Here is a 21,171-nt window from a genome sequence, read left to right as displayed (position 1 = left end):
TATTTATTTTTGAGGTGTACCTAAACCTATTGTTGCTTCTCTAAACCATACTTCTGTATAACAACCATTTTCGTATTGTTTGGCAATATCGCCTCCATACGTTTCTGCGCCTGCACACCAAACCATACTCTTTTTAGGACTTTTTCCATTGGTTTGATTATATGCACCTTGCTTAAAGTAATTTAATTCTCCACTGTAAGCTGTAGCGCGTTCCGTACCATCTTGTCCTATAGGGACAAATAATTTCTTTACTTGCGTAGGCAAATCGGATTTGTTTACGTATTCAGATTTGATTAGATTTTTGGTAAATGTTTTGGTCTCGTGTCCTTCACTTGTAAATGTGAGATACATAATTCCTTTGTAGACATTTACTTCATAGCTGAATTCTTCTCCTAATTCTATTCCATCTTCAGGTTCGGCAGGAAAGTCTTCTTTGGTTTTTCCAATTACAGACATGTCATGTCCCCAAACAGCGGTTGAAAAATCCCATCTTCCAGCATTATTATCACCAGCTGTATTTATTTCATAATTCCAGAATACAGATCCTTTAGTTTGCCCAGGGAATTTTTTGTAGAATATTTTTAGTGGTTCATTTTCATGTCCTTCGCCACTATGAATTTGTCCAACTACTGTTGAATATGAAGCTGCAACTCTAGCATCTCCAGAAACGGAAACTTGCATTACTTTACAGGTACCTGTTAGTTTTCCTCCTTCTTCTGGTGTCCATTCTCTTTTTTCTTGTAATTCACTTCTAGTATTGCTTGAGTTTTTTGAAGTAACTCCCGAGTTAGGTGTTTTATATACTACCCAACGTCTAGTGCCATCAATTACAGTATAGAAAAAATCTTTGTGTTCAAAGTTAACAAGATTGTTTTCGTTTGTTCCATCTCCTAATAAAATTTTAAACTTATCCATAAAAGGAATTACTTCACTTGGATATACTGTTTTTTTACTTAAACCATCATTCGCTTTGAAATAACCTGCATTAGAAATGGCATTATCGCTGATTTCTATACTAGCAGATTTAAACCACACTTCTGCATAATTACCATCTGCATATTGTTTGTCAATATTACCACCATGCGTTTCTGCACCAGAACACCAAACTTTATTCACTTTAGGTGCTTTTCCGTTTGTTTGGTTGTAACAACCTAGTTTAAAAAATAGACCTTCACCAGTATATGCTTTTTCACGTTCTACTCCATCTTGACCTATAGGAACAAATAAATTTTTGACTTGTTCTGGCATATCTGAAGGTTTTGCATATTCTGAAACAATCAAGTTTTTAGTAAATGTTTTTGTTTCATGTCCTTCACTTGTAAATGTTAAAGACATGATTCCGTCTTTTATTTCTACTTTATAGCTAAACTCTTCACCAAGAGCAATTCCATCTTTAGGTTCTGGAGGGTAGTTGTCTTTATCACTTCCAACTACAGAAAAGTCATAACCCCAAATAGGATAGGAGTAATCCCATCTTTTAGAATTGCTATCACCAGCCGTATTTATTTCATAATTCCAAAAAACAGACCCTTTGGTATGACCTGGAAATTTTTTGTAAAATATTTTTAGTGGTTCATTTTCATGACCATCAGCACTGTGAATTTGACCAACTACTACTGAGTATGTTGCTGCAACTCGCGCATCACCTGTAGTAGCAACATTCATTACTTTAAGTGTAGCGTTCATAGTAGCTTCTGTCATTGGTGTCCATTTTTTTAATTGCGCTAATTCAGTTCTGGTATTGTTAGAAGTTCCATGCGTATTCCCAGCATTAGGTGTTTTAAATACAACCCAATTTTCTTTGTCATCATTTGCTGTAAAAAAGAAATTCTTATCAGCATAGTTTGTCGCTTTACCCGCATTTGAACCATTTCCTAAGATTAAATTCCAATGTTGAAAAAATGGAATAACATCATGTGGATTCACATTTTCTGCTACAGCTTCATTTTTGTGAACTGAGTTTTGTTTTTTGTTTTCAGCACAACAATTAAATAACAAAATGATACTAATCATTAATGCATAAAAGTTAAGAGCTGATTTAGATATTTTGGTTCTCATATTATATAATCTATTTAATAAAGATTTTATTAGATTGTGGATTTAAAACTACTTTATGAAAACATTAATCAAGTGCTTTCGTAAAGTAAGATACTTATACTGATATTACTCTTTAATTATTTTTTTAGTAATACTCCTATTATTCGTTGCGATGTTAACTATATAGATTCCATTTTTAAGATTAGAAATGTCAATACTATTATTTATTCTATCAGCACTTAATACTTCTTTTCCTAACATATCATATATACTAACGGAAATAGAATCAATAGTATTAATTTGGATATTTAGAATGTCCGTAGCTGGATTAGGATATAGTTTAAAATCAAAACCTACAGTATCGCTCAAGCCCAAAGTGTCGTCAGAAATTATTAATTCATTTGAATAATTGAATGCTTTATCAACGGCATAAACCTTGTAATAATTACCTGTTGTATAAATATCTGTAAAATTTGTATCTGTACCAATATAAATTATAGTTCCAGTCAGACCTCCTGTTCCATTGGTTGTAGTATTACCAAATTGATAGATACCATTTTGATTTGGATCGTTATCAGCGTTAGGCATAGAAGTATACTTAACAACAACATAACCGCCATTATCAACGCCACCTGAAGGAGCTGCCCAACCAATTGTAGCTATCCCGGCGTTATTTACATAGGTAGCAGTAGTTGGATCGTTTGGAGCTGTGTTGTCATAAGGACCAGAATACACAACAAAATCATCTGCTCTAACTTCTGTTAAATTACTATCGCTCATCCTAGCAACCGCCCAATGAGATGCATTAATAGCTCCGCCAGTTATTACAGTACCATAAGTTTTAGTCCAAGTATTAGCAACAAAAGGTGTTGCATCAGTTTTGTTGGTGGTATTGCTACCTGATGTATTATTTAAATAAATACCAGGGTCTAAATCTGTTCCAGGATCTACGCTCGATTTGTAAAAAAACTGTACTGTATACTCTGTATTTATTTGTAATTGATTTGGAGAAACAGTTGAAGGACTTTGTAATCTTAAATTACTACTGCCGGATGTAATTTGAAATGCTGCTGAGAAATCTCCAGATCTTGCTAATGATGTATTGTTTGTCATATCTCTTACCGCTGAATTGCCTGTTGAAGAAACGGTCCATTCTGTTTGCGCTGTACCAGATTGACCACTTCCTGCAGAACTCATAGCGCCTGCAGTTTGACTTTCCATACCACCATCCATAATAGGGAATTCACCAATTACTTGACCCGTAGTAGCAGGTGTTGTAGCGCCACTATAAATAATTTGAGTGTTTACACGTTGCGCTTTTCTACTTGTTAATGTTGTAGGTGCCGATGAAGATCCTGCTCTGTAGTTAAGAGATTGGTGTGTTGTATTATCCCAGCGCCAGTTTAATGAGCCATTACCAGAAAATAATAAATTAGGTTGTCCAGCATCAGCAGGAACTAAATTAGAACAGTCCCAATCTACAGCAACTTCTAAAGCGCCACCAGTATAATTAAAACCTGAAGATAAAACAAAGTCTATAAACCCTGTAGTGCCAGGAAAGTTATTTGTTGTATTAAATGTATATGTTCCAACAAGAGTTGCACCAGCTATAGCGTCTGCCCAATTGCTACCAGCAGCTACTACTTCCGTAGCGCTTGAATTTTTCATATAAATAGTTATAGTAGCATCACCTGAAGCTGTAATAATATTTGTAGAACCTAAGTCAAAGTTTATTTGAGATATTGTGGCAGAAGGAGATAAATCCGCTAATTCGGTTGCCGTATAATGCAAAACTCCACGAGAATATACAGAACTTGAACCACTATCCGAACGTTGAAAAGGACCTCTAGTTGCGGAGGAAGATGTTCCTGCACCTATCGTAAGCGTTGTTTGTGAATGCGCAAAACTTACAAGAAGTATTGCTATTAAAAGTAATTTTGTTTTCATATTGTTTATTTTAATGCGTTATGTATAAATTGTAATATTTGACATAAGAATATGCAGTTGCATCAGTTGTAATTAAATAGTTTCCTGCTTTGAAATAGTTTTCAAAACGCCATTTGTCTAAACTTACATCTTCATATATGTATGGAGTTTCATCGTTTAATTGAACACTCAATCGTGCGTCTGATGCGATAATTTCAAAATTGAAGATATCATAACCAACATACCCAAGATTTTGTTTAACATCAGTCCAAATAGTGTTTGAAGTATCTAGTAAATCATCACCAGAAGTCGCTTCATCAATGAGCGATTTTTTATGTGACCAGATATAGCCGTCTTTCCAATAAATTTTTAAAAGCGGTGGACCATTATTTGACGAAAAACCATGCGTCGCCATGTCTTCTTCTGAAATGATTCCGTGAATTTGCATGATAATTACTCTGTGATATGTATTATTTGAGTTGTTATCTTCAGAAATCGAAGTCACTTTTAAACGCCCTTTCATTGTTCCTCCTTCAAGCAAAGTCCAGTTTTCTTTAGAGTTTGATGGATTGATTAATTCGCGTAATTCTGTACGTGAATATGAGCTATTCGTAGTTGAAGTTTCTGGATATGTATAAAAAACTAAAGACTCATCTTCAGTGTCATCATACATAAATGGTTGTACAGGAGTTAAGGTTTGATATCCAAAATTGATTAAATCTTCAGGCTTATATTCGTCAGGCCTACCATTATTATTCTCATCAACAGGTAACGTTACTTTCCAATTTGAAAAGTTGATGTCGGCATAATTTACAACAGGTTGCGTTGGTTCTGTCGGTTGCGTTGGTGTAGTAGGAGTTTCTGTATTCGTGAGAATAGGTTTATCTAAATTGTCATTACTTGAACAGTTTATAAAAGCAATTCCTAAAAGAGAAAAAATAACTCCTTTTTTAATACTTCGTAAAAAGATGGTTTTTAGCTGCATTTTCAAATTGGTTAACCAGATTGGTTTACCAAAAATATAGTAATTTTTTGAATATGCAAGTTATTGACTGATTTTTTCAGTTTTAATAAATTAAGAATTGAAGTATATATTGAAGTGGAAAAGTGAATTTCTTAGGAAAGATTAAGTAGAAAAATGACACCTAAAAAAACCTTCCGAATCTTTTGATTTTGAAGGTTCTTATGTGTTCATGTTTTATCAGCGAAACAGTGTTTATACACATACAACGGACTATCCTAGTAATTTATAAGATTCCAAAAATGATGTTTTAAAAGAACGACTTAATAAAATTGTTTTATCGTTTTCTAATACAATTAAGTTGTTCTTAGGGTCAATTTCTTTCACTCTTGTAACATTCACAATATAATTTCTATGTGTTCTTAAAAAGGTTGTTGGCAGTGTTTTTTGAAATTCGGTTAAAGAATGTTGTACTAAAAATTCATTTTCTTGAGTATGTATTTTACAATACCTTCCTTCAACTTCTGCATGAAAAATATCATTAGGAAGTACTTTATAGAAAGTATCATGCTTTTTTAAGAAAAAAGGTAAAGAATTTAGGTTACTGTATTCTTTATCAGCATTATGTTTTTTTAATGTTAACTCTATAGCATACTGTAATTCAAGTTCATTAAATGGTTTGACAAGGAATCCATGTGGACTGGTGATTTTTACTTCTTCAAAAATAATTCTATCCGTATGTTTTGTTACAAAAATGAATGGAGTTGAAAAATTAGGATGCTCTTTTACTAAGGTTTGTGTAAAATCAAGACCTTCTGGTTTGCCTTCTAAAAAAAGATCAACAATCATTAAATCTATAGTTTGTGAATGGTAAGCTTCTAATGCTTCGCTAGTATTACGTGCAATTTTGGCAATATTGTAATTATTTTGTTCAAGAAATTCTTTTAATATTTTGGCTTCAAAAGAATTATCTTTTAAGATTAAAACGTTTATTTTACTCATGTTACTATATCGATTTAGGATGAAAAATTACTATTACTTTTACCAAACATAAATTTCATCGACAAAAATCCATGCAGGATTTCCAGCAGCCGGATGCCATTTAGGAAGTTTATCTCGGTTTTTTATACTGATTTTAAAGAAACGTGCGTTGGTTTTTGACATGTTTAGCGTAATTTTTTTCATTTCAACCTCACCACCTTCTCCTTGTCGAGAGATTTCGATTTCGTCTATTTTTTTGAAGTAACCATTGTTAGTAGTAGCGGCAAAGACTGTAAATTTTGTAGGATATAAAATCCAACTTCCGACATCTTCTAAGGTGCTAAATGAAATATTATTAACAGTTCTTACGCTTCCTAAATCAATAGTAGTGTTTAAGTCGTAGCCAAAACAACCTGTCCATTCGCCATCTTTAAAAGAAAGACTTCCTTCTTTTAGATCAAATAATTTTGCTGGATTGGCGTAATCTGGACTTGGTTTTTTCTGAATGCTAAAATCTGTGATCAATTGTGAAACCTTTGTGTATTCTTTAGTAATAATATCGCTTGGTAACCACCCTTTTTTAAACGCCGCAATTTTAAGTGTTTGTGAATTTTCTATAATGATCGGGTTTGAAACAATAGTAGAATTCGTAGTTGGAATTTCGCCATTTGTGGTATAACGTATTGCTACATCTTTCAATCTACTTGTAATATTTACATGGATTGAATCTGTAAATAAAGTTATAGATGGTGTAATTTCAGGAGCTTTCAATTGACTTTCTTCTACAAAGCCAGCGACAATGTTTTGCTGAATATTTACCTTTAATTCTTTTGTCAAAGCAATTGCTGTTTCCTCATCAACTTTAGTTTGCCAAACATATATTTTTTTAGGTTGAATGGTTTGTAATAAAGCTGTCAAACCTTGATTAGAAATCTGTGTATTGTATAAGTTTAAAACTTCTAAGTTTGTTGATTTTTTTAAGTTTTGCAATGTTTTATCGGTAACTTTTTTACTGTTGATTCGAAGTGTTTTTAGATTTTTCAATTCACGAATCACTTTTGTCATCTCATCTGTGATTTCAATGGAGTGAAAATCAAGTTCTATAATTTGCTCACTAAGTAATGAAAGTTGTTCTATTTCTTCTAGGTTAGGTGTTTTGTTGAGGTATTTTACATTAAGTTCAGCTTCGCCAGGAACAAGTTCTAATATTCTAAAATTGGCTTTTTTGATATCAGTAATATTACTTGAAGAAGCACGTGGAATTTCGACTTTATTGAATACTAAATAGTCTTTCAGAAGTTTTGCAAGCGTATCATTTTCTTTGGTGTTTGTAACATGGTTTTCAAAATCTAATCCTTCATTAATCCAATGTTTTAGTAGCCAAATTTCATCTTTTGTCAATTGCGATTTTCCCTCAGGTGGCATATGATCTTCATGAGAAATCGGTAATAGTAGTTGTTGATACAATAAACTTGCTTCTGCGTTTCCTGCTAACAGTATTTTTCCCGTTTCACCACCTTTTATAATAGCTTCTGGTGAAATTAAAGAAAGTTCTCCTTTCTGTTTTGTCATATTATGGCATTGCACACATTTTTTATCAAATATTTTTACCACAATATTATCATACATATACAAACTATCTACAGTTTCAATTGTTTTCTCTGTTTCAGGAACGTTAACATATTCCGTCAAAAAAATTTCACCATGCGTTAATATGCTTCCATAATGTCCTGTAATACTAATGCTAACTATGGATACAACAAAAGTGATTAGAAACAGCTTTTGTTTGTTAAAGGCATCTTCCAAACTGAGCCAAAATAACAAAGTTGTCAAACATGCGGTTATGATTCCTGTGTATAAATGAAGGTTTAATGTATCTGATTCATATCCGCCTTCGAGCGATAAAAAATATCCTAAAAAACACGTTAGTATTGCGAAAAAGGACGTAAAACCTAAAATATTTCTAACGGTAACTAACGGATAGTTTTTTTGAATTCGTCCTAAAATATCTATGAAAAAAGCAACGAGTAAAGCACCAATAGGTAGGTGTAGAAGTAATGGATGGAAGCGTCCAAAAAATAGAATAATCCTTGGTGTTTCAGTTGCAGTTAAAGCATAAAAAGTAAGCAATCCAAAAACTGCAATTGCGCCAAAAAACAGGTATGATATGTATTTGTTTTCTTTCATTAATTAAAAATCCATTCGTCCATAAATAACCAAGCTTTCAAACCTTTTCCAGCATGCCAATCGGGTAATTTTTGCACATTATTTACTTTTAAGGCGATTGTGCTAATTTCTTTTTCTATTGGAATTTTGATGTCGTCTAGTTTGACAATTTCTTTTTCAGTCAAAGCCGGAATAGTTACGTTGATAGTATCTTTATCGTTAAGATACAATGTAACTGATGCTGGTGGGAAAACCCACGATTTCGGATCAGTCAAATAACTAATTGTCAAACTTTTGATATAAGTTTTTCTGTTAAATGAAACCGTTGCTTTTGCGATGGTGTCAAATCCAACCCATTCTATATCTCTGAATTCTAAGGAAGCTTTCTGATTGTTGATTAATGTTGTTTCTCCCTGTCCTTTGTACTTTTTATTAGCAGAAGTTTTCCAAGTAATTTTATTAGGGATGTGTCCTTTTTTATACAATTTAATGCTAGTAACCTCACTTGGTTTCCAATCAGGATGAAACGCTCTAAACTTATAAATTCCAGGTTTGGTTGCTGAAATTGTTGTGTGTAATTTTGTAGATGCTTCTGTTGGTGTTTTTCCGTTTTCTTCGTATCCAACAGATAGCTTTTCCATATGAATTTCAGGTTTTAGTGTTACAAAAGAATCTATAAGCGTGTTTGAAACGGTAATTCTTGGATTTGTAAGTTTTATTTCTCCTTGTTGTAAAAATGATGTCACTTCTTTTTGCTGCTTTTCACAACTGGAAAAGACTAACATTGCGATTATAATTCCTATAAATTTTCTCATACGCGTGTTAGTTTTATAGGATAGGTTTTCCCCGAATTCCACTGTGCAACATACATATTTTCATCATCGTCAATACAGACATCGTGTGGATGTTGAAATAATCGTACGGTTTGATACAATTCGTTTAGTTTATTGTTTTGATATGATGGAGAAGTTGCACCCGGACAGGAAACGACTTCATTGTTTTCGTTCATGATTAGAATAAAACCAGAATCAGAATTGATTGCACTTTTTGATCGTAAGACTGCAAAATAGATGTCTTTTTTATGTATTACAGGACGACAAATTAATGCGCCAGGAACATTGAACGATTCTATAAAATTGCCTTGTAAATCAAATCGTTTTAAGACATTTAATTCTCGTGCAGAAACTAATAACGAAGGATTTTGCGGATTACGATTGTCATAACAAATTCCGTGCGCGTTCAAAAATTGTCCATCTTCTGTACCACTTCCACCAAAGAAATTTAGCAATTCACCTTTATGATTGTAGTGTAATATGTATTGTTTTCCATAACCATCAGTCACGTAAATATCGCCGTTTTCAGTTACGGCAGTTTCTGTAGGTTTAAAATCGTCTTTAGTAGTGTATTTTCCAGTTTCTGCTGGATATTCGATGGTAAAAACTACTTTTCCATCGATGGTCGTTTTTATGATTTGATGGCGTTCATAATCGGTAATTAGTAAAAAATCTTCTCCGTTTTCTTTCACCAAAGTTAAACCGTGTGCGCCCGGATAATCTGTCCCCCAAGTTTCGAGTAGTTTTCCAGATTTGTCATAGATAATCACATTATTTTTGGTATGATTCGTCAACAAAACGATTCTTCCTTTAGAATCTTGGATCATTTCATGACAATCATTTACAGGCGTATGTAATGGATTGAGATTTCCCCAAGTTAAATCAACTTTGTATTTATGTGAATTGTGTCCAATAATCACATCATTGTTCGCGCCAAGCGAAAAAGCAGAACTCAAACTAGGACAGGCGAGAAGTCCTAATGATATGATGGACGATTGTTTTAAAAATTTTCTTCGATTCATAGCTTAACTCAGTAAATCGTGAACAACATGACCTGAAACGTCCGTCAATCGGAAACGTCTTCCTTGATGTTTATAGGTAAATTTTGTGTGATCAACTCCCATTAAATGCATCATCGTAGCTTGCAAATCATGCACATGCACAGGATCTTTTGCAATGTTATAACCAAAATCGTCTGTTTCTCCATACGTAAATCCAGGTTTTACGCCGCCGCCAGCCATAAACATCGTAAAGCATTTTGGATGATGATCGCGTCCGTAATTGGTTTCGGTTAACGTTCCTTGACTGTAATTGGTACGACCAAATTCGCCACCCCAAACTACCAAGGTGTCTTCTAATAATCCACGTTGTTTTAAATCGAGTATTAACGCTGCAGTTGCCTGATCGATATCTTTTGCTTGTTTTTCTATTTGAGAAGGTAAGTTTTCATGCTGATCCCAACCCATATGATAAAGTTGAATAAAACGCACATCTTGTTCTGCCAATCGTCTGGCAAGTAAACAGTTTGCAGCATAGGTTCCCGGAATTGTTGCATCCGAACCATACATTTGAATGATATGATCGGGTTCGTCTTCAATATTCATTGTGGTTGGAACCGAAGTCTGCATTCTATATGCCATTTCGTATTGTCCAATTCTACTATTGATTTCTGGATCGCCAAATTCACGTTCTTGTTTTTCGTTTAATTCACTAATATGATCGAGCATTTTTCTTCGTTCGGCACGTGTCATTCCTTCCGGATCTTTTAAGTATAATACAGGATCTTTTCCTGAACGAAATTGTACACCTTGATGCAATGAACTTAGAAATCCATTTCCCCAAAGTCTGGAATATAACGGTTGTGCTAAAGGTCTTCCTGTTCCGCGTGAAAGTAACACCGTAAATGTTGGTAAGTTGTCGTTTAAACTTCCCAAACCATAACTCATCCAAGAGCCAATACTTGGGCGTCCTGCTTGTTGTGAACCTGTTTGAAAAAACGTAATAGCAGGATCATGATTTATAGCTTCTGTATGCATCGATTTTACAAAACACAGTTCATCTACAACTTTTGCAGTATATGGCATTAACTCACTTACCCAAGCACGCGATTCGCCATATTGATCAAATTTAAAATTGCTGCCTACCAAAGGAAAGCTATCTTGTCCTGAGGTCATTCCTGTTAAACGCTGTCCTTTTCGTACTGAATCTGGTAAGTCTTGCCCGCGTAATTTATTTAATAATGGTTTGTAATCAAACAATTCTAATTGTGATGGTCCACCACTTTGAAATAAATAAATAACACGTTTTGCTTTGGGAGCAAAGTGTGGTAAGTTCATTCCTTTTAGTGGAGAATCTGCAGCTTCGATCAAAGATGAAAACGGATCTAACATAGAAGCTGCGGCAATTCCGCCAATTCCTAAACCTAATTTTTTCAAGAATTGTCTTCGTGTATTATTTAAAAAGTATTTGTGTACTTCTTCCATAAATTATCCTTTTACAATTGCTTCATCTAAATTGAAGATTAAACTTGTGAGTACGCCAAAAGCGTATACTTTTTCTTTTGCAATACCATTTGTAATTAAATCTATAGCTTCTTTGTTGTTAATTTTTTTTGTTTCATCATATGTTGATTCAGAATTTTTTAAGAAAGTCATTAGATTTTCTATTTCTGAAGTATCTGGTTTTCGAGAAGTGATTTTTCTAAAGATCGTTTCAATTCCTGCTTCATCTGACAAACTTTCATTTTTCAATACTTGAATCGCTAATGTGTTGGCAGCTTCTATTAATTGTGGATCGTTTAACATAACTAATGCTTGTAATGGAGTGCTCGTTTTTTGACGTTTTACTGTGCAATAATCTCTTGTTGCGGCATCAAAGGTCATCATGGCTGGTGGCGGAACGGTTCGTTTCCAGAATGTATATAAACTTCTTCTATATAGATTTTCGCCAGTATCCATAATATATTCCGTTAATCCTTGTCCAGAAGTTGTTTCTGCCCATAATCCTTTTGGTTGATAAGGTTTTACACTTGGGCCACCTACTTTTTCAACTAATAATCCGCTTACGGCAAGTGCATTATCACGAATCATTTCGGCAGTGAGTTTATCTCTTGAACTTCTTGCAAGCCATTTATTATCAGGATCAATCTCTAATAATTGATCACTAGTTTTAGTTGATTGTTGATACGTATTTGACATCACCATACGTTTCAACATTTTTTTCGTATCCCAACCTTCTTCTCGATAGGTAATTGCTAGCCAATCTAATAATTCAGGATGTGAAGGCAATGCACCTTGATTTCCAAAATCAGAGCTTGAAGCTACAATTCCTTTCCCAAATATTTGTTGCCATAAACGATTTACGGCAACTCTTGAGGTGAGTGTGTTTTTTTTATCAAATAACCAATTGGCGAGTCCAAGCCTGTTTTGTTCGTAGTTTTCTGTAAATGGTAACACTGCTTTTGGAGTTGTAAGGTTTACTTCATCACCATGTGCATCATACGCGCCACGTTTTAATACATAGGTCTTTCGATTAGGTGCGTCATCTTTCATTACCATGAGTTGGACTTCTTTGATAGAATCGGGCATGTTGATAAAGTTTAGTACTTCATCAATTTCTTTTTGGGTAATTTTTACATTTGGTTTTGGAATTTCGCCATAATCCATGCGTCCTTTTTCGTTTACCTTATTGAAAAAAGCATAGAAACCAAAATATTCTTTTTGTGAAATTGGATCATATTTATGATCGTGACATTGCGCACATTCCATCGTTAATCCAAGCAATGATTTTGATACTGTATTTGTTCTGTCTAATACATATTCTACACGATATTCTTCGTCAATTACGCCACCTTCTTGTGTGATTTTATGATTTCGATTAAATCCAGTTGCTACAATTTGTTCCAGTGTTGCATTTGGCAATAAATCGCCTGCTAATTGCCATTTTATAAATTCATCATATGGAATATTTCTATTAAAAGCACTAATTACCCAATCGCGCCAAGGCCACATGGTACGTTCCAAGTCGTCTTGATAACCATGTGTATCAGAATATCGAGCAATATCGAGCCAATTTGTTGCCATATGTTCTCCATAACGTGTAGAGTTCAATAGATGATCAACTACTTTTTCATAAGCATTTTTACTTGAATCGTTTAAAAAAGCATCAATTTCAGATAAGCTTGGCGGTAATCCTGTTAAGTCAAAATAAATACGCCTTATTAGCTTTTCTTTACTTGCTTTTTTTGAAGGAGCTAAATTTTGCTGTGTTAGTTTTTGAATGATAAAATTATCAATTTCATTAGCAGTTAAACTGTCATTTTTAATTGATGGAATTTGACTTTTTTCTGGTAATACAAATGCCCAATGCTCTTTCCAAACGGCTCCTTGTTCAATCCATTTGGTTAATATTTTCTTTTCATAGTCGCTTAAAGATAAATTAGAATCTTCAGGCGGCATCTGTTTGATATTGTCTTTTGTATTGATACGTTCTACTAATTTACTTGCTAAAGTATCTCCTGCAACTATTGCATAATGTTTTATGCTTTTACCTAGAGCGGCAAATGCACCTTCTTTAGTATCGAGACGCAAGTTAGCTTCGCGTGTTCCATCGTCAGGTCCGTGACATAAGTAACATCGATCAGAAAGAATAGGTTTTACATCAAAAATGTAATCGATTGTCTCTGGAATTTCTTGCTGAAAATTTGCTTCACTTGTAGTAATAGTACCATCAAGCGAAATATACGTAGCTTGCTTGTTTTTGGTAACATACTTATACATTAATACCAATAGAAAAGGTATCATAAAGTACAAAAATAGTACGTATGGTTTGTTTTTCTTTTTTGTATTCAAAGCAGGTTCGTTTTTAACGGGAATTAATTAGCTTAATTGGTTGACCAGTCATGATTTCGTAAGATAATGATATCTATTCTATTTTAGAAAGTTTTAAGGGAGAAGATGTTACTACTAATGTGTTAAAATAGGAATAGTAGTTTACATGTTTTATAAGATCTAAATAGTAATTAAAATTCAAATATTTAAGAGAGAAGCATTCGTAAATCTTTCTGTATAAATAGTCTTGTTGCTATTTTACAAATAAATTTTATCTGAAGAAACTATTGATTTTTAGCAAAACATAGTATTTTTAGTTTCTATGAAGAAACTGTATTTCCCTATTATTCTCTTCTTGTTTACTTTTTGTATATATGCACAACAGCCAAAAAGTGTTTCGTTTGAATCATTAGAGACTATTTCTAACGACTCATTAAAGAAGTTGGCTATTTCGTATCGATTTAAAAACTCATCAAAAGCAAAAATATATGCTTCTGAATTGTATAATCGAGCAAAACTTGATAAGAAATTACGTTATGATGCATCGCATATAAATGCTTTAATTTTTAATATTTTAGAAAAGAAAGATAGTGCGCACCATTTCATTGATATAGCTATTAATGAAGCTCAAAAAAGCAATAACAAGCGAGGTTATGTAAATAGCTTACAGTTAAAAGGGAATATTTATTACCAAGCTGATTCTTATGATGAAGCTAGTGAAATATATGTTGAAGTTTATAAGCTAATTAAAGAAGAAGATGATATTGATAAAATAGTAGAGATTCGACATAATATGTCTTTAGTGAAAACTGAAATAGGACAAACAAAACAAGCCATAGCTTTAGCGAAAAAGAATTTAGCACTCTATACTGATGGCGTTTTAAATAAAGAAAATCAGCCTACAAAGTATATAAATACACTTATAAATGTAAACAACATATATATCCATTTAGCGGATAACTTTAGGAAGTATAAGACTCAATATCTTGATTCTGCTGAGATATACAATACAGAAGCCTTGAAGAAGAGTGTTGCTCTAAACGATTTGGAAGGACATTCTATGTTGTTAAGTATGAAAGGTATGATTCTTCAAAGAAGAGGGAATTTGGAAAATGCTTTAGTTACTTTTAAAGCTGCTGAGAAACAAATTAAAAAATTAGGGTTTAACAATCAATTATACATGTTATATCAATTGGAAGGAAAGAATTTTTTCTTGCAAAAGGAATACGATGAAGCTATTGATTATTTATTAAAAGTAGATTCTATTATAGGTCAAAATAACACCAATTCTCCAACAACACAAGAAACATATACCTTACTAGCACAGTGTTATGAAAAGAAAAATAATAAAGAATTAGCTTTGAAGTATCATAAGATTTATGAAGAAAAAGATAAGCAGAACGATATCTTTAAACGTAAAGTGTCTGAAAATATTTATAAAAAATATGATATTCCAGCGTTTGAAGAAACAATTAAGAAATTAGAATCAACATCAGAAAAAGCACAACTAAAATCAAAAGCGTTAATTTATGTGTGTTTGATATTATTCTTCGTGATATCTTTAGGTTTTTGGTATTATAAAAATCGCGAACAAAATCAGAAAAATCGTTTTCAGCATGTGATAAAAGAATTGAAGGAAATGGAGCTTGCTCAACAAAAAAAGATAGAACCTTATGTAGTTACTGATGAAAATGTTCGTAAAATAATAGAAGGATTAGATAAGTTTGAAGCTAAAAAACTATTTCTTCAAAAAAAGTGCACGCTTAATTATGTTGCTAAAAAAATTAATACAAATAGCACCTATTTGTCAAAAACATTACAAACACATAAGCAAAAAAAGTTTGTACAATACATTACAGACTTACGATTGAACTATGCGCTTTCACAATTGAAAAATGATAAGAAATTTAGAACGTATGATATAAAATCCATTGCTTCCGAATTGGGTTTTAATACTTCAGAATCGTTCTCAAAAGCATTCAAAAAAAGAACAGGAATTTACCCTTCATTCTATATTAAAAACTTAAATAAGTTAAAGGGAAATGAAGGGAATTTGTAGGTCGTATTTTCATAAATACGACTGTTTTTACTTGGTAGAATTTGTTTACAGTATTAAATTTAAAACACAAAACTTTTTATTACAATGAAAAAATTCAAAAAATTAAATTTGCGAAAACTTAGTGTTGCTAAACTAGAAAACAAACAATCTGTCAAGGGTGGTACGGACGAAAGATCTGTATACATATGTGCAGGAACCAAAACAAGGACAATGTGTACTGATCCATGTGGAGGACAGCTTTCTATTGAAGATGCAGCTTGTGGATGATAAATTAATAATATACAAGCGCGAAAATGAAGAATCTCCAAGATGTATGCATCTTGGAGATTTTTTTATAAAATAATATCAGTTTTTCCTTTGTTGACTACCGTTAAAACCCCCTAACAATTCTAGTGAATACCTTTCCTTTTTCTATGATTTCTCAAACTAAATTTGCCTTATCGAAACATTAAAAATAGAAATCATGAAAAAAAAGAATTTAAAAAGCTTACGCTTAAACAAGAAATTAGTTTCTAATCTTAGAGATGAGGTAACAGGTGGGTTGGCAAGTGGTAACATGTTGTGTGTAACAAATGGTTGTCCAACAAACACATTAAATGCAGGATGTTCAAATCATATGTGTGATTCTCGCTTAGGTGGTTGCCCTTCATATTACTATTGTCCACCAGCACATCAGGCGCCAGTACAACAAGCAGAATTAAACACTCCTTTGCAAATGGATATATAAGAAACAAAGAGAAGAAAAGTAATTTTAAGAATACTTTTTGAAAGGCGAGCGACTATGTTCGCCTTTTTATTTTGAGTAATTACGGTTTTACCGTAATTGATAAGTGTCTAATTGCTCAAAATAAAGGTGTTTTTTAGCAAAAAGCAGTATATTTCTTAAAATATTCTATTAAATATCTTTTTTTAATAATTGTAAGTGGTTGGTTTTTATAGTTTTATTATTTTTTGATGTGAAAACTTATTATAATTACGGTTTTACCGTAGCATAAGTATTGTTTATTTATATCGCGCTTTTTGGATATGTTTTAATTTAGCAATAAACATATTGAGGTTTAGGGGAATCTCATTATAATAGTATTATTCTATTAGATAAAAGGGAGATCATTCTTGTGATTACTCCCTTTTTTTTAGTGTTGCTGAGGAGACTTAGAGAAATATAAAAGTTAGTTATATATTAAATTGAGAAATTAGGGGGTCTCATTTAGTAGTTAAAATAACTTCCTTAAACCTAAAAAGGGATTTCCCTGACTTTTGAAGTTTTGAAAATCCTCCTAAAAATTCTGCACAAAAAATTAAACTTTTTTATTTAGATTAAATTTAAATAGATATATTTGCACTCGAAATATATTATATAACAGTCGTTTATGTCTTTATTGATCGATATAGAAGAAATTCAGAAAAAATCTAAGAAGCACGCTATCAAACCCGTTAAAAATTGCAAGAGCAAATGTTGCAAAAAATACAAAAAGGGCAAACGCTGTAAACGCTGCCCTTTGTTTGATTTATTAAAAAAAGCTTCCTAAAAAGCTTTCTATTTCTTATTTAAAAGCATTTAATCCAGTAACATCAAGTCCTGTAATTAACAAGTGAATATCGTGTGTTCCTTCATAGGTAATTACACTTTCTAAATTCATCATGTGTCTCATGATTGAATATTCACCACTAATTCCCATTCCGCCTAACATTTGACGTGCTTCACGTGCAATTTTTAAAGCCATTTCTACATTGTTTCTTTTTGCCATAGAAATTTGGGCAGATGTAGCTGTGCCATTTTCACGCATTACTCCTAAACGCCAAGCTAGCAATTGTGCTTTTGTGATTTCAGTAATCATTTCTGCTAGTTTCTTTTGTTGTAATTGAAACTGACCAATAGGTTTGCTAAACTGAATACGCTCTTTACTATAACGTAAAGCTGTATCATAACAATCCATAGCAGCTCCAATAGCTCCCCAAGCAATACCAAAACGTGCAGAATCTAAACAGCCAAGCGGCGCACCAAGACCAGATTTGTTGGGTAATAAATTTTCTTTAGGAACTTTTACATTATCAAAAATAAGCTCTCCTGTTGCAGAAGCTCTTAATGACCATTTATTGTGTGTTTCAGGTGTAGAAAATCCTTCCATACCACGTTCCACTATCAATCCGTGAATTCTTCCTTCTTCATTCTTAGCCCAAACAACTGCGATTTGACAAAAAGGAGAATTTGAAATCCACATTTTTGCACCGTTTAAAAGATAATGATCTCCCATATCTTTAAAATTAGTTGTCATTCCTCCAGGGTTACTTCCATGATCAGGTTCTGTAAGACCAAAAGATCCCATCCATTCACCAGAAGCTAATTTTGGTAAATATTTTTTACGTTGATCTTCATTTCCATACTTCCAAATAGGATACATAACCAATGAAGATTGTACAGAAGCAGTAGAACGAACTCCAGAATCTCCGCGTTCAATCTCTTGCATAATTAATCCGTAACTAATTTGATCCAATCCAGCACCACCATATTCTGCTGGAATGTAAGGGCCAAAAGCACCAATATTTGCTAATCCATCAATGATTTGTGTTGGAAACTCAGCACGCTGAGCATAATCTTCTATAATTGGAGAAACGTCTCTTTTTACCCATTCGCGGGCTGCGTCTCTTACTAACTTATGTTCGTCTGTTAAAAGCTCGTCTAAATTGTAGTAATCAGGAGCTTGGAATAAATCTGGTTTCATTGATTGTAATTTAATAGCATTTTTTAATACTCAAATTTACGGAATGTTCGTAAATCGCTTTCACAAAAGTAATTAATGAAATCTCACAAAACAAAGACAAATTGTTATAATTTTAAATAAAAGTCTTTTGTTAAGGAAATGTAAGCGTCTGTATATTGATGTCTCTCGGTTTCAATAATTAACTCTTCTACTGTATTTTCAGTTTTTTCAAAAGAAAACGACAATAGACTACGTTTGAAATCTGCTTCCAGATTTCCTTTTACGTTGCATGTGTTATTTGGAAATAATCCGTTGGCTTCCGCCAGATTAACAAAGCGTTCTTGTTCTTTGTAAGGAATAATGGTGCAAAATGTTCCTGTTGGTTCTAATAATTTAGCAACACCGGCAAGCAATTCGTTAAAAGGCAATGCGTCAGTAAAACGAGCCGTATCACGCTTTACATCTTCACTTTTATAATCTTCACTGTAAAAAGGCGGATTTGAAACAATTAAATCATACGTGTCTTCAATTTCATCTACAAATTCGTCCAATCCAGCATGATAACAAAATAAACGATCGCTCCAAGGAGAATTTTCGAAATTTTCAACAGCTTGCTCATAGGCATTGTCTTCAATTTCGATAGCATCAATCACTTCTGCTTGTGAACGTTGTGCTAATTGTAGGGCAATCAAACCTGTGCCGGCACCAATATCTAAAATAGCAAAAGGATTCTTCTTTATAGAGGCCCATGCGCCCAACAAAACGCCATCTGTACCAACTTTCATAGCGGTTTTATCTTGATGTATCGTAAATTCTTTAAATCGAAAGGGTTTGCTCATAGTTTACAATTCAAGCGATTTAATTCCTGAAACTTCAATACCATGCTGGTTAAGTGTATCAACTTTCTTCTGATTATTCGTTAACATTTTAATGGATGCTACGTTTAACGCTTTTAAAATTTTGGCTGCGGCCGAAAAATCTCTAGCATCTTTTTGAAAACCAGCAACTTCATACGCTTCTGCTTGTGACATTCCTTCTCGTTTAAAAGGAATACTTTTCAATAAAGCATAATGTCCATTCCCTTTTCCTTCTTGCTCTAACCAAATGATAATTCCGCGACCTTCTTTCTGAATCAGTTGTTGTGCAATTGCCATTTCTTCTCTACATTCACATTCAATACTATTAAAAATATGCGCATGTATGCAGGATGAATGTACTCTACACAAAACATCTTTTTGTTCAGAAATATCGCCCATATAAAAAGCAATTGCTTCTTTCTGTCCATCATAAAAAAGTACTTCACGAAACGTTCCGTACTTAGTTTTCAAATCAACTTCTGCCATTTTTACCATTGTAACGTACTTTTTATTGTAAATACAAATCAATTAAACCTTCTGGTGCTTCAACATGAATAGTTTTATTGTCACGATCCACTTCCTTAATAATATCATCATTAATTGGAATTAGAATTTCAATTGATTGGCGTTCAATTTCAAACAAAGGTTGGGATGTATTATCATTCACACCAGTAACTTTTCCAACGGTTCCAAAAGAAGCATCTTCAACTGTAAAACCAATAATTTCGTGGTAATAAAACTTATTGCCTTCTAGCTTTGGTAAAAACTCCAAAGGCAGGTATAATTCACATTTCAGTAATTGATCTGCATCTTCTTCCGTATTTATATCTTCAAACTTCAACCGTAACAAATCCGATTTGTGTAATGATGATTTCTCAATAAAAAATGGTAAAAAATTACGTCCGAGTTTTATAAAAACGGCGTCTAAATCATCATACAAATCTGGCTGATCTGTATCTAATTTTGCTAAAAGTTCACCTTTAAAGCTATACTTCTTAACAATCTTTCCTAAATAAAAACAATCTTCAATTCGCATATCTATATCATAAAAAAAGCCTAGCAAATTTAGTATTTACTAGGCTAAAAATTATATGTAAGTCTATAATTTATTCTTCTTCACCTGCAGGAGTTTCTCCAGCATCTTCTGCTGCATCTTCTACAACAGGAGCATTTGCGGCAATACGAGCTTCGTTTACAGCTTTCTCTGCTTCAAAAGCTTTCGCTTTTGCATCTGCTTCAGCTTGCGCTAAACTGTCAACTTTTCCTTGTACTGATCCTTCTTTAGTCTCAAGCCAAGCAGTAAATTTCTCTTCTACTTGCGCTTCAGTTAAAGCACCTTTACGAACTCCACCAAGTAAGTGATTCTTGTACATAGCACCTTTATAAGAAAGGATTGCTCGTGCAGTATCAGTTGGTTGAGCACCGTTTTGTAACCATGCTACAGCACCATCAAGGTTTAAGTCAATAGTTGCAGGGTTAGTGTTTGGATTGTAAGTACCTAATTTCTCTAAGTATCTACCATCTCTTTTTGAACGTGCATCAGCTGCAACGATCCAGTAAAAAGGTTTTCCTTTTTTACCGTGTCTCTGTAATCTAATTTTAACAGGCATAAAAAATTAATTTGTGAGGTTCTCGACCTCTGTTATTAATGAGGCGCAAAAATACTATTATTTCTGAAACACAACTACTTAAATTAACTTTTTTTGATATTCCCACACGAAAAAGTGTGGTCGTGCCTTCATTAGTCGCTTTTTTAGCACGTCAAATATAGTTAATAACTCAAAGACAGATAGTTGTAGTCGGTGCTAAAAAGAGCTTCA

17 protein-coding genes are annotated in these 21,171 nt (G+C 33.1%); 3 read left to right on the top strand and 14 right to left on the bottom strand.

Features of this window, described 5'->3' with window-relative positions:
* Positions 1 to 3 precede the first annotated feature (3 nt).
* The 9 genes from Q0828_RS24515 to Q0828_RS06640 form a co-directional block, all read right to left on the bottom strand.
* Positions 4 to 2,058, bottom strand: coding sequence for a polysaccharide lyase family 7 protein (locus Q0828_RS24515; protein ID WP_366523565.1), 2,055 nt, complete (start codon positions 2,056 to 2,058; stop codon positions 4 to 6).
* A gap of 105 nt (positions 2,059 to 2,163) precedes the next feature.
* Positions 2,164 to 3,984: a T9SS type A sorting domain-containing protein gene (locus Q0828_RS06675; RefSeq protein ID WP_298418772.1), complete on the bottom strand. Its 1,821-nt coding sequence runs from the start codon at positions 3,982 to 3,984 to the stop codon at positions 2,164 to 2,166.
* A gap of 10 nt (positions 3,985 to 3,994) precedes the next feature.
* Positions 3,995 to 4,948: a polysaccharide lyase family 7 protein gene (locus Q0828_RS06670; protein WP_298418770.1), complete on the bottom strand. Its 954-nt coding sequence runs from the start codon at positions 4,946 to 4,948 to the stop codon at positions 3,995 to 3,997.
* 249 nt (positions 4,949 to 5,197) lie between these two features.
* On the bottom strand, positions 5,198 to 5,926 hold the full coding sequence (locus tag Q0828_RS06665) for a response regulator transcription factor (protein ID WP_298418767.1): 729 nt from the start codon (positions 5,924 to 5,926) through the stop codon (positions 5,198 to 5,200).
* A gap of 39 nt (positions 5,927 to 5,965) precedes the next feature.
* The gene (locus Q0828_RS06660; protein ID WP_298418766.1) at positions 5,966 to 8,092 is read right to left on the bottom strand and encodes an FN3 associated domain-containing protein; all 2,127 of its coding nucleotides are present in this window, start codon (positions 8,090 to 8,092) and stop codon (positions 5,966 to 5,968) included.
* Entirely contained in the window at positions 8,092 to 8,886 is a 795-nt protein-coding gene (locus Q0828_RS06655; protein ID WP_298418765.1) for a hypothetical protein, read from the bottom strand. Before Q0828_RS06655 ends, Q0828_RS06660 begins: the two co-directional genes overlap by 1 nt.
* Positions 8,883 to 9,926, bottom strand: a complete 1,044-nt coding sequence (locus tag Q0828_RS06650; RefSeq protein WP_298418763.1) for a 6-bladed beta-propeller — start codon at positions 9,924 to 9,926, stop codon at positions 8,883 to 8,885. Before Q0828_RS06650 ends, Q0828_RS06655 begins: the two co-directional genes overlap by 4 nt.
* Positions 9,927 to 9,929: 3 nt before the next feature.
* Positions 9,930 to 11,387 (bottom strand): DUF1501 domain-containing protein, encoded by a 1,458-nt coding sequence (locus Q0828_RS06645; RefSeq protein ID WP_298418761.1) that lies wholly within the window; start codon positions 11,385 to 11,387, stop codon positions 9,930 to 9,932.
* Between the two features lie 3 nt (positions 11,388 to 11,390).
* On the bottom strand, positions 11,391 to 13,754 hold the full coding sequence (locus Q0828_RS06640; RefSeq protein ID WP_298418759.1) for a PSD1 and planctomycete cytochrome C domain-containing protein: 2,364 nt from the start codon (positions 13,752 to 13,754) through the stop codon (positions 11,391 to 11,393).
* A 301-nt stretch (positions 13,755 to 14,055) separates the two neighbouring features.
* Between Q0828_RS06640 and Q0828_RS06635 the strand changes: the two genes are divergently transcribed.
* The 3 genes from Q0828_RS06635 (at position 14,056) to Q0828_RS06625 (ending at position 16,519) form a co-directional block, all read left to right on the top strand.
* On the top strand, positions 14,056 to 15,792 hold the full coding sequence (locus Q0828_RS06635; RefSeq protein ID WP_298418757.1) for a helix-turn-helix domain-containing protein: 1,737 nt from the start codon (positions 14,056 to 14,058) through the stop codon (positions 15,790 to 15,792).
* 84 nt (positions 15,793 to 15,876) lie between these two features.
* Entirely contained in the window at positions 15,877 to 16,059 is a 183-nt protein-coding gene (locus tag Q0828_RS06630; protein WP_298418755.1) for a hypothetical protein, read from the top strand.
* Positions 16,060 to 16,255: 196 nt separating this feature from the next.
* Positions 16,256 to 16,519 (top strand): hypothetical protein, encoded by a 264-nt coding sequence (locus tag Q0828_RS06625; RefSeq protein ID WP_298418752.1) that lies wholly within the window; start codon positions 16,256 to 16,258, stop codon positions 16,517 to 16,519.
* A gap of 817 nt (positions 16,520 to 17,336) precedes the next feature.
* Here the strand turns inward: Q0828_RS06625 and Q0828_RS06620 are convergent.
* The 5 genes from Q0828_RS06620 to Q0828_RS06600 form a co-directional block, all read right to left on the bottom strand.
* On the bottom strand, positions 17,337 to 18,515 hold the full coding sequence (locus tag Q0828_RS06620) for an acyl-CoA dehydrogenase family protein (protein WP_298418750.1): 1,179 nt from the start codon (positions 18,513 to 18,515) through the stop codon (positions 17,337 to 17,339).
* Between the two features lie 104 nt (positions 18,516 to 18,619).
* A complete protein-coding gene (locus tag Q0828_RS06615; protein WP_298418749.1) occupies positions 18,620 to 19,333 on the bottom strand; it encodes a methyltransferase in 714 nt (237 codons plus the stop codon).
* 3 nt (positions 19,334 to 19,336) lie between these two features.
* A complete protein-coding gene (locus tag Q0828_RS06610) occupies positions 19,337 to 19,837 on the bottom strand; it encodes a GTP cyclohydrolase (protein WP_298418748.1) in 501 nt (166 codons plus the stop codon).
* A gap of 22 nt (positions 19,838 to 19,859) precedes the next feature.
* A complete protein-coding gene (gene rimM, locus Q0828_RS06605) occupies positions 19,860 to 20,387 on the bottom strand; it encodes a ribosome maturation factor RimM (RefSeq protein ID WP_298418747.1) in 528 nt (175 codons plus the stop codon).
* Between the two features lie 70 nt (positions 20,388 to 20,457).
* Entirely contained in the window at positions 20,458 to 20,961 is a 504-nt protein-coding gene (locus Q0828_RS06600; protein WP_298418745.1) for a 30S ribosomal protein S16, read from the bottom strand.
* Between the last annotated feature and the right edge of the window lie 210 nt (positions 20,962 to 21,171).

Origin of the sequence: uncultured Kordia sp. (assembly GCF_947496985.1) — a bacterium.
GTDB lineage: Bacteria > Bacteroidota > Bacteroidia > Flavobacteriales > Flavobacteriaceae > Kordia.
This window is presented reverse-complemented; position numbering and strand designations above follow the sequence as displayed.

What these genes read in the sequence shown, in the direction of transcription:
- Q0828_RS24515 (WP_366523565.1), bottom strand. Translation starts at nt 2,058, where the DNA reads ATGAGAACCAAAATATCTAAATCAGCTCTTAACTTTTATGCATTAATG.
- Q0828_RS06675 (WP_298418772.1), bottom strand. Translation starts at nt 3,984, where the DNA reads ATGAAAACAAAATTACTTTTAATAGCAATACTTCTTGTAAGTTTTGCG.
- Q0828_RS06670 (WP_298418770.1), bottom strand. Translation starts at nt 4,948, where the DNA reads ATGCAGCTAAAAACCATCTTTTTACGAAGTATTAAAAAAGGAGTTATT.
- Q0828_RS06665 (WP_298418767.1), bottom strand. Translation starts at nt 5,926, where the DNA reads ATGAGTAAAATAAACGTTTTAATCTTAAAAGATAATTCTTTTGAAGCC.
- Q0828_RS06660 (WP_298418766.1), bottom strand. Translation starts at nt 8,092, where the DNA reads ATGAAAGAAAACAAATACATATCATACCTGTTTTTTGGCGCAATTGCA.
- Q0828_RS06655 (WP_298418765.1), bottom strand. Translation starts at nt 8,886, where the DNA reads ATGAGAAAATTTATAGGAATTATAATCGCAATGTTAGTCTTTTCCAGT.
- Q0828_RS06650 (WP_298418763.1), bottom strand. Translation starts at nt 9,926, where the DNA reads ATGAATCGAAGAAAATTTTTAAAACAATCGTCCATCATATCATTAGGA.
- Q0828_RS06645 (WP_298418761.1), bottom strand. Translation starts at nt 11,387, where the DNA reads ATGGAAGAAGTACACAAATACTTTTTAAATAATACACGAAGACAATTC.
- Q0828_RS06635 (WP_298418757.1), top strand. Translation starts at nt 14,056, where the DNA reads ATGAAGAAACTGTATTTCCCTATTATTCTCTTCTTGTTTACTTTTTGT.
- Q0828_RS06630 (WP_298418755.1), top strand. Translation starts at nt 15,877, where the DNA reads ATGAAAAAATTCAAAAAATTAAATTTGCGAAAACTTAGTGTTGCTAAA.
- Q0828_RS06625 (WP_298418752.1), top strand. Translation starts at nt 16,256, where the DNA reads ATGAAAAAAAAGAATTTAAAAAGCTTACGCTTAAACAAGAAATTAGTT.
- Q0828_RS06620 (WP_298418750.1), bottom strand. Translation starts at nt 18,515, where the DNA reads ATGAAACCAGATTTATTCCAAGCTCCTGATTACTACAATTTAGACGAG.
- Q0828_RS06615 (WP_298418749.1), bottom strand. Translation starts at nt 19,333, where the DNA reads ATGAGCAAACCCTTTCGATTTAAAGAATTTACGATACATCAAGATAAA.
- Q0828_RS06610 (WP_298418748.1), bottom strand. Translation starts at nt 19,837, where the DNA reads ATGGCAGAAGTTGATTTGAAAACTAAGTACGGAACGTTTCGTGAAGTA.
- rimM (WP_298418747.1), bottom strand. Translation starts at nt 20,387, where the DNA reads ATGCGAATTGAAGATTGTTTTTATTTAGGAAAGATTGTTAAGAAGTAT.
- Q0828_RS06600 (WP_298418745.1), bottom strand. Translation starts at nt 20,961, where the DNA reads ATGCCTGTTAAAATTAGATTACAGAGACACGGTAAAAAAGGAAAACCT.